This window comes from Amycolatopsis camponoti, assembly GCF_902497555.1.
GTDB classification, from domain to species: domain Bacteria; phylum Actinomycetota; class Actinomycetes; order Mycobacteriales; family Pseudonocardiaceae; genus Amycolatopsis; species Amycolatopsis camponoti.
Genome location: NZ_CABVGP010000001.1, coordinates 1,582,708 through 1,590,000 on the forward strand (window position 1 = coordinate 1,582,708; position 7,293 = coordinate 1,590,000).

Below are 7,293 nucleotides of genomic sequence, written 5' to 3' on the forward strand. Positions count from 1 at the left end.
CGCCCCGGAGCCGGGCGCCCGCTACCGCTTTTTACGGCGTCAGCAGGGGAAGCAGCGGCTTGCGCACGGCCGTCGCGACGCCGTCCGAAGCCTCCGCCGCGGCGATCCGTTCGGCCGACGGCCGGCCGTAACCCGTGGTGCGCTGCACGAGCGGGCGGCCCAGGGGTTCGACCATCTCGCGCATGTCGCTGATCGTCTTGTACGACCCGTTCGACGCGCCGGCCATCCGGCTGATCGTCTCCTCCATCAGCGTGCCGCCGATGTCGTTGACCCCGCCCTGCAGCACCGCGCGGCTGCCCTCGGTGCCCAGCTTCACCCAGGAGCTCTGGATGTTGTCGATCATCCCGTGCAGGAGCAGCCGGGCCAGCGCGTGCACCGCCCGGTTCTCGTTCTGCGTCGCCCCCGGCCGGGCGAGGCCGGCGAGGTAGATCGGCGAGCTCTGGTGGATGAACGGCAGCAGCACGAACTCGCTGAACCCGCGTCGCCCGTTCTTCTCGAGGCCTTCGCGCTGCAGCCGGGCCAGCAGCTTGAGGTGGGCCACCCAGTGCGCGGGGGTGTCGACGTGGCCGTACATCATCGTGGACGTCGTCGGCAGGCCGATCTCGTGCGCGGTGGTGACGACCTTGATCCACTCCGACGTCGGCAGCTTGCCCTTGGTGAGCACCCAGCGGACGTCGTCGTCGAGGATCTCGGCGGCGGTGCCCGGCAGCGAGTCGACGCCGGCTTCCTTCGCCTTGATCAGCCAGTCCTTCAGCGACAGGTTGGTGCGTGACGCGCCGTTCACGACCTCCATCGGGCTGTAGGAGTGCAGGTGGATCTCCGGCTGGCGGCGCTTGACCTCGGCCGCGAGGTCGAAGTACGCGGTGCCCGGCAGGTCCGGGTGGATGCCGCCCTGCATGCAGATCTCGGTCGCGCCGGCGGCCCACGCTTCGTCGACGCGGTCGCCGACCTGCTCCAGCGAGAGCGTGTACGCGTCGGCGTCGGTGCGACGCTGGGCGAAGGCGCAGAAGCGGCAACCCGTGTAGCAGACGTTGGTGAAGTTGATGTTCCGCGTGACGACGAAGGTGATGTCGTCACCGACCGTCTCGCGCCGCAGGTCGTCGGCGAGCTTGGTGAACGCGTCCAGCTCCTTGCCTTCGGCGGACAGCAGCGCCAGCGCGGCGTCGTCGGACAGCCCGGCCGGGTCCTTTTCCGCACTGCGCAAGGCTTCCAGCACGGTGGAGTCGAACTTCTGCGGCCCGGTCTTGATCCGGTCGCCGATCTCCTTCCAGTCCCCGTAGACGGAGTCGAAGTCACTGCGGCGGTCTTCGGTGCGGCCGGTGGTGTCGATCTCGGTGTGCAGGTCGGTGCGCCCGGACTCCTGCCAGCCGCCGTCCGGCTCCTGCCACGGGATGCCGACCGGCATCGCGCCTTCGCGGGCCATCCCGGTCTTGGCGTCGACGAGCGCGGCGACGTGCCGCGTGATCCGCGGGTCCAGCCACGGCTCGCCGGCCTTGACGTACTCGGGGTAGATCGTGAGCCGTTCCTTCAGCTCGAAGCCGGCCTTCTCGGTGCGGCGGGCCAGCTCGTCGATCTGCGGCCACGCGCGTTCGGGGTTCACGTGGTCCGGGGTCAGCGGCGAGACGCCGCCCCAGTCGTCGATCCCGGCGCGGATCATCAGGTCGTACTGGTTGCCGATCAGGTTCGGCGGCGCCTGGATGCGCATCTTCGGGCCGAGCACGAGCCGCGCCACGGCGATGTTCGCGGCGAGCTCTTCGAGGTCGGCGTCCGGCGTGGCGCGCATCTTCGTGTCCGGCTTGGCCCGGAAGTTCTGCACGATGACTTCCTGGATGCCGCCGTAGGTCTTCGCGACCTTGCGGATCTCGAACAGCGCGTCCGCCCGCTCTTCGAAGGTCTCGCCGATGCCGATCAGCACGCCGGTGGTGAACGGGACGCTGCTGCGCCCGGCGTCTTCGAGGACCCGCAGCCTTACCGCCGGATCCTTGTCCGGCGAGCCGTAGTGCGGGCCGCCCTTCTCGCTCCACAGCCGCGTCGCCGTCGTCTCCAGCATCATGCCCATCGACGGCGCGACCGGCTTGAGCCGCTGGAAGTCCTGCCAGGTCAGCACGCCCGGGTTGAGGTGCGGCAGCAGGCCGGTCTCCTCGAGCACGCGGATCGCCATCGCGCGGACGTAGGAGAGCGTGTCGTCGTAGCCGTGCGCGTCCAGCCAGTCGCGGGCGGCCTTCCAGCGGTCCTCGGGCCGGTCGCCGAGCGTGAAGAGCGCCTCCTTGCAGCCCATCTCGGCACCCTTGCGGGCGATGTCGAGGACCTCGTCGGGCGACAGGAACGGCGATTCGAGCCGGCCCGGCACGGTGACGAACGTGCAGTAGCCGCAGCGGTCGCGGCACAGCCGGGTGAGGGGGATGAACACCTTGCGGCTGTAGGTGATGATGCCGGCGCGGCCGGCCTCGGCCAGGCCCGCGTCCCGGATGCGGGAGGCGTACTCGGACAGCGTGGTGAGGTCGTCGCCGCGGGCGTGCAGCAGGACGCTCGCTTCGGCTACGTCCAGTGTCTTCCCGTCACGCGCCCGGGCGAGCGCGCGGCGCATCGCGGAGGCGGTCGGGGTGGTGGCGTCGGGTTCGGGTCCCATTCCACCCACGCTAGGACCGTCCTCGCGGGACCAGCCAGTGTGTGTTGCGCACCCGGCTCACCCGATCGGTGCGCGTGATCGTCGTCGCAGGTCAGCGCGCTCGGCCGGTTGTCGATCAGCGCTTCGCCATGTATTACCTAAAGGGTGGCATCGGTGGTCGGCAAGAAGATCGGCGGACGGACGTACTACTACCTGGCGGAGTCCGGGAGGGTCGACGGCAAGCCGCGGGTGGTGACCCAGCGTTACCTCGGGACGGCCGAGGAGATCGCGCGCGCCGTCCCGGGCGGCGAACCCGCGTCGGCGTCGTACCGGACGTACGGCGACGTCGCGGCGGTGTGGGCGACGCTTTCGCGCCTGGACTTCGTCCGCCGGGTCGACTCCGTCGTGGGCGCTCAACGCGCGACGCCGTCGCTCGGGCTCACGGTGGCGATCGCCGTGCTGCACCGGGCGACCGCGCCGGAAACGCCGCTGTCCGAGTGGTGGGCGTCGGGCGTCGCGGCGGACGTGGTGCGGCCCCGCGTGTCCACAGTGGATGGAACCTGGCGGGCGCTCGAACGCCTGACCCCGGAACGCATCACGCGCATCGAGGACACCGTCGCCTCGGCCGTGCTCGCCACCTTGGACGACCACGCGGCGCTCGCCGTCGACGTCCCCCAGTTCGCCGCGTTCGCCCCGGCCGACTGCACGCTGCCGTCGGCGTGCCGCGGCGTGCTCGCCGGGGCCGGCCTGCGGGTGACCCGCGACGGCGCGATCCCGCTGGCGTCGCGGGTGTACCGGCGCGACGACGGCACGGCGCCGACGTTCGCCTCTCTGACCGCGGAACTGGGCCCCGCGACGCTCGTCTTCCACTCCGGTCAGGCCGCGCAGCTCGACCTGGGCTCACGCAGCGGGTTCGTCGGCTCGCTGCCGCTGACCGACCACCCCGAGCTGCTGACCCAGCCCGCGTCGGCCCGCAAGCGCGTCGACCCCGAGCGGTTCGCCGGCCTCACCGCACTGGACACGCACGCGGTCGTCGACGGCGTCCGGCGCCGGGTGATCCTGACGCATTCGGCGACGCTGCACGCGGCGCAGTCCCGCGCGTTCGCCGACGAGCTGGCCACCGCGACCCGCGAGCTGGACGGCCTGGCCGGGGCGCTGGCCGCGGGCACCCACCGCGGCGACCGCGCCCAGATCCACGCCGAGCTCGGCCGGGTGACGCGCGGCCGGCGCATCGAGCGCGTGCTCACCGCCGTGCTGAGCGGCAACCGGCCCGGTGAGATCCGGCTCGAACGGCGCATCGACTCGGCCGCGCTGGCCCGCCTCGACGACGAGTTCTTCGGCAAGCAGGTGCTGGTCACCGACCGGGACTGGCCGATCGGCGACGTCGTGACGGCTTACCGCGCCCGCACGCACCTCGAGTCGACGTTCCGCTGGCTGACCGGCCCGGCCGTCACCGGGCCGACCCCGCGCTGGGAGTGGACGCGGCAGCGGATCGCCGCGCACGGGCTCGTCTCGGTGCTCGCCGCGACGGTGACGCACCTGATGCGGCGCGAGGCCGACCGGGCCGGGATGAACCTGTCCGTGCGCGAGCTGTTGGAGCAGCTGGCGGGCATCGGCGAGCTGGTGCTGCGCTACCCGTCCACCGGCGGGCGGCCGCGGACGAAGCGCCTGCCGACCGAGCGGGACCCGGCCCAGCAGGCGCTGCTCGACCTCTTCGGACTGGATCAGATCGCGACGTCGGCGTAGGTGCTGCCGAGTTTCGCGTGGTTGAGCAGGGCCGTCGCGTGGCCGCTGTTGCCGCCGGAGCGGTAGACGCCCCATTTGTGGTTGACGTGGTCGCCCCACAGCGTCGGGCCCGGGTAGCGGGTCTGGCCGTTCGAGAACGTCTGCTGCTTGCCGTTGTAGTAGAACTCGCACCAGCCGTCGGTGCCCCTCGACATCTTGTAGCCGATGGCGAAGCTGCTCCAGGTATTCACCGGGAACGTCGTCGACCAGATGTGCTGGTTCGCGCCGCTCGGCCCGGTCAGCTGGAAGTACAGCTTGCCGTCGCCGAGGGTGCGCAGCACGAACGGCCCGGACTGGGCCTGCGAGCTGCTTTCCCCGGAGATGTGGAACTGGTAGACCGCGATCCACTTGCCTGCTTTGGGGTTCACGTTCCAGTTCGCGCGCCAGCCGAGGTACTGGACTTGGCCGAGCGTGCCGGTGCCCGGGCGGTAGACGCTGCCGTCCGGCAGCCGGAGGCCGCGGCTCTCGCAGCGTTCCTTGGTGCCGTCGGCGTTGTCCCAGGTCTCGTACCGGAAGCACTTGCCGTACGTCGCGTCGTTGACCACCGTGATGCTGCCGGGCTCCTTCTCGAGCCCGTCGAACACCGAAGTGCCGCGTGCCGGGTCGCCGTCCCAGATGACGCTTTCCGTCGCGGCCGTGCTGGTGGCGGTGCCGATGAGCGGGACGGCGGCGAGGGCGCCGAGGCCGGCGAGAACCGTGCGCCGGGACAGGGAATCCATGGGTACCTCCGAAGTTCGGACGTGCTTTCGAACGACGGCGGTGACCCGATGCTGCCTGTCCCGGCGCGGGTGGTCAAGAGTTGTCGCGGAAGATCTGCAACGGGGAAAAACTTTGCACGACCGGCATCAGCTCGATGACGTTGATGTTGACGTGCTTCGGCTGGTTCGCCGCCCAGAAGACGGACTCGGCGACGTCGTCCGCGGTCAGGGGCGTCGTGCCCTCGTAGACCTTGTCCGCCTTGTCCTGGTCGCCGTCGAAGCGGACCTTCGAGAAGTCCGTGCCGCCGACCATGCCGGGCTCGACGTTCGTCACGCGGACGCCGGTGCCGTGCAGGTCGCTGCGCAGGTTGAGGCTGAACTGGTGGACGAACGCCTTGGTCGCGCCGTAGACGTTGCCGCCGGGGTAGGGGTAGGTGCCGGCGATCGAGCCGATGTTGATCACGTGGCCGCGGCCGCGCTCGACCATGCCGGGCAGCAGCGCGCGCGTGACGTGGGCGAGGCCGCGGACGTTGGTCGCGATCATCTCGTCCCAGTCGCTCAGCTCGGCGCGCTGCGCGGGCTCGAGACCCTTCGCCAGGCCGGCGTTGTTGACCAGTACGTCGACCTCTTTCCACTCCTCGGGGAGGCCTTCGATCTTCGTCTTGACCGCTTCGGGGTCGCTGACGTCGAGAGTGACGGGGAGGACGGCGTCGCCGAGCTCGCCGGCCAGCTTCTCGAGCTTGTCCGCGCTGCGGGCGACGGCGATCACCCGCGCGCCCTCGGCGACGAACCGGCGCGCGATGGCGTCACCGAAGCCGGCGCTGGCGCCGGTCACGAACACGGTCTGCTGGGTCATGGCGTGGCTCCGCTGCTGCTCGTCAGGAACGTGTCGAGTGCCTGGTTGAACTCGGTCTCGCATTCCAGGTTAGGCAGGTGGCCCGCGCCCTCGACGACCACCAGGGTCGAAGCCGCGATGTGCCGGTGGATGCGCTCGGCGTCCGCCACCGGCGTGAACTCGTCCTCGCTGCCGACGACCACCAGGGTGGGGACGTCGATGCGCTTCAGTCCTTCGGTGTAGTCGGGGCGCTCGGCGCGTCCCCTGAGCGCGGCCGCGGCTCCTTGGCTTGGCGCGTCGCGCATCATCTCGAGGACGTGGGCCTCGACGTCCGGCCTGGTCGCGCGGGTCCGCTTCGAGATCATCTTGGGGAGCAGCTCGTCGGCGTAGTGGTGCATGCCCTCGTCGGTGATCTTCGCGGCCGTGTCGATGCGGGCCTGTTTCGCCTCCGGGGTGTCGAGGCCGGGGAAGGTGTCGGCGAGGAGGAGGGCCTCGACCCGGCCCGGGTGGTCGCTCACGAGCTGCATGACGATCTGGCCGCCCATGGAGAGGCCGCCGAGGACGAAGCCGCGGAGGCCGAGGCGGTCGGCCAGCTCGACGAGGTCGTTCGCGAAGACGTCGAGGGTGGTCTTGGTGTCCGTGCTCGTCGACTCCCCGTAGCCGCGGAGGTCGGGGGTCACGACGCGGTGGCCGCGCCCGGCCAGGTGCTCGGCCTGGGGACGCCACATCGTGCGGTCGAAGGGGTGGCCGTGGACGAGGAGGACCGGCCGGCCGTCTTCCGGGCCGAGGTCGTCGTACGCGAGGGTCATGCCGCCGACGCTAGGCGGAGCTTTGTCGCGGAGCAATACGGCGCAATGTACTCGGAGCAATGTTCTTTCCTGGCTATTCCCTGGCGCTCCGGGCCCTGCGGGTGCACACTGAGGCTCGGACGGGCTTCGTCATGGGGTCTGACCTGCGCTGATCTTGCTAACCGACCCCCCTGTTTCGGGGTGTTTCGGGGCATGTAAAGTTCTCCAAGTCGCCAGGGAAACCGGGCGGCGGGAACACGAACCAAGCTCTCGCTCACCGCGATTGAGTGGGTGTTCCACACAAACTGCTAGGAATACTCGCTTCGGGTAAGGCCGCTTGACGGCGGCGCGACTCGGGGTGTGTTGCTTGAGAACTCAACAGTGTGTTAGTGAACTAAGCCAGTAGAGCTTATGTATTGAACCTCGTATGAGGTTCCTTTGAGAGCATTAAATTGCCTCGATTAAACTGTTCATTGTTGGAGAGTTTGATCCTGGCTCAGGACGAACGCTGGCGGCGTGCTTAACACATGCAAGTCGAACGCTGAACCACTTTCGGGTGGGGATGAGTGGCGAACGGGT

5 protein-coding genes and 1 rRNA gene (1 of these 6 only partly in view) are annotated in these 7,293 nt (G+C 69.9%); 2 read left to right on the top strand and 4 right to left on the bottom strand.

What is annotated here, in order from left to right; translation table 11 throughout:
- Positions 1-31 precede the first annotated feature (31 nt).
- On the bottom strand, positions 32-2,629 hold the full coding sequence (locus AA23TX_RS07670) for a bifunctional FO biosynthesis protein CofGH (RefSeq protein ID WP_196425214.1): 2,598 nt from the start codon (positions 2,627-2,629) through the stop codon (positions 32-34).
- Between the two features lie 144 nt (positions 2,630-2,773).
- On the opposite strand from AA23TX_RS07670, the gene AA23TX_RS07675 reads away from it, so the two are divergent.
- The gene (locus AA23TX_RS07675; protein WP_439328752.1) at positions 2,774-4,354 is read left to right on the top strand and encodes an IS1634 family transposase; all 1,581 of its coding nucleotides are present in this window, start codon (positions 2,774-2,776) and stop codon (positions 4,352-4,354) included.
- Here the strand turns inward: AA23TX_RS07675 and AA23TX_RS07680 are convergent.
- From AA23TX_RS07680 to AA23TX_RS07690, 3 genes are all read right to left on the bottom strand, one after another.
- Complete coding sequence (locus AA23TX_RS07680) at positions 4,333-5,112, bottom strand: heparin lyase I family protein (protein WP_155541871.1); 780 nt, start codon at positions 5,110-5,112, stop codon at positions 4,333-4,335. The two genes, AA23TX_RS07675 and AA23TX_RS07680, sit on opposite strands and share 22 nt — an antisense overlap.
- A 73-nt stretch (positions 5,113-5,185) precedes the next feature.
- Complete coding sequence (locus tag AA23TX_RS07685) at positions 5,186-5,947, bottom strand: SDR family oxidoreductase (protein ID WP_155541872.1); 762 nt, start codon at positions 5,945-5,947, stop codon at positions 5,186-5,188.
- Positions 5,944-6,735 (bottom strand): alpha/beta fold hydrolase, encoded by a 792-nt coding sequence (locus AA23TX_RS07690; protein WP_155541873.1) that lies wholly within the window; start codon positions 6,733-6,735, stop codon positions 5,944-5,946. Before AA23TX_RS07690 ends, AA23TX_RS07685 begins: the two co-directional genes overlap by 4 nt.
- A gap of 452 nt (positions 6,736-7,187) precedes the next feature.
- Here AA23TX_RS07690 and AA23TX_RS07695 point away from each other — a divergent pair.
- Positions 7,188-7,293 (top strand): 16S ribosomal RNA (locus tag AA23TX_RS07695) (it continues 1,413 nt past the right edge of the window).

Excerpts from the sequence above, each read along its gene's own strand:
- AA23TX_RS07670 (WP_196425214.1), bottom strand. The coding sequence starts at position 2,629 with ATGGGACCCGAACCCGACGCCACCACCCCGACCGCCTCCGCGATGCGC.
- AA23TX_RS07685 (WP_155541872.1), bottom strand. The coding sequence starts at position 5,947 with ATGACCCAGCAGACCGTGTTCGTGACCGGCGCCAGCGCCGGCTTCGGT.
- AA23TX_RS07690 (WP_155541873.1), bottom strand. The coding sequence starts at position 6,735 with ATGACCCTCGCGTACGACGACCTCGGCCCGGAAGACGGCCGGCCGGTC.
- AA23TX_RS07680 (WP_155541871.1), bottom strand. The coding sequence starts at position 5,112 with ATGGATTCCCTGTCCCGGCGCACGGTTCTCGCCGGCCTCGGCGCCCTC.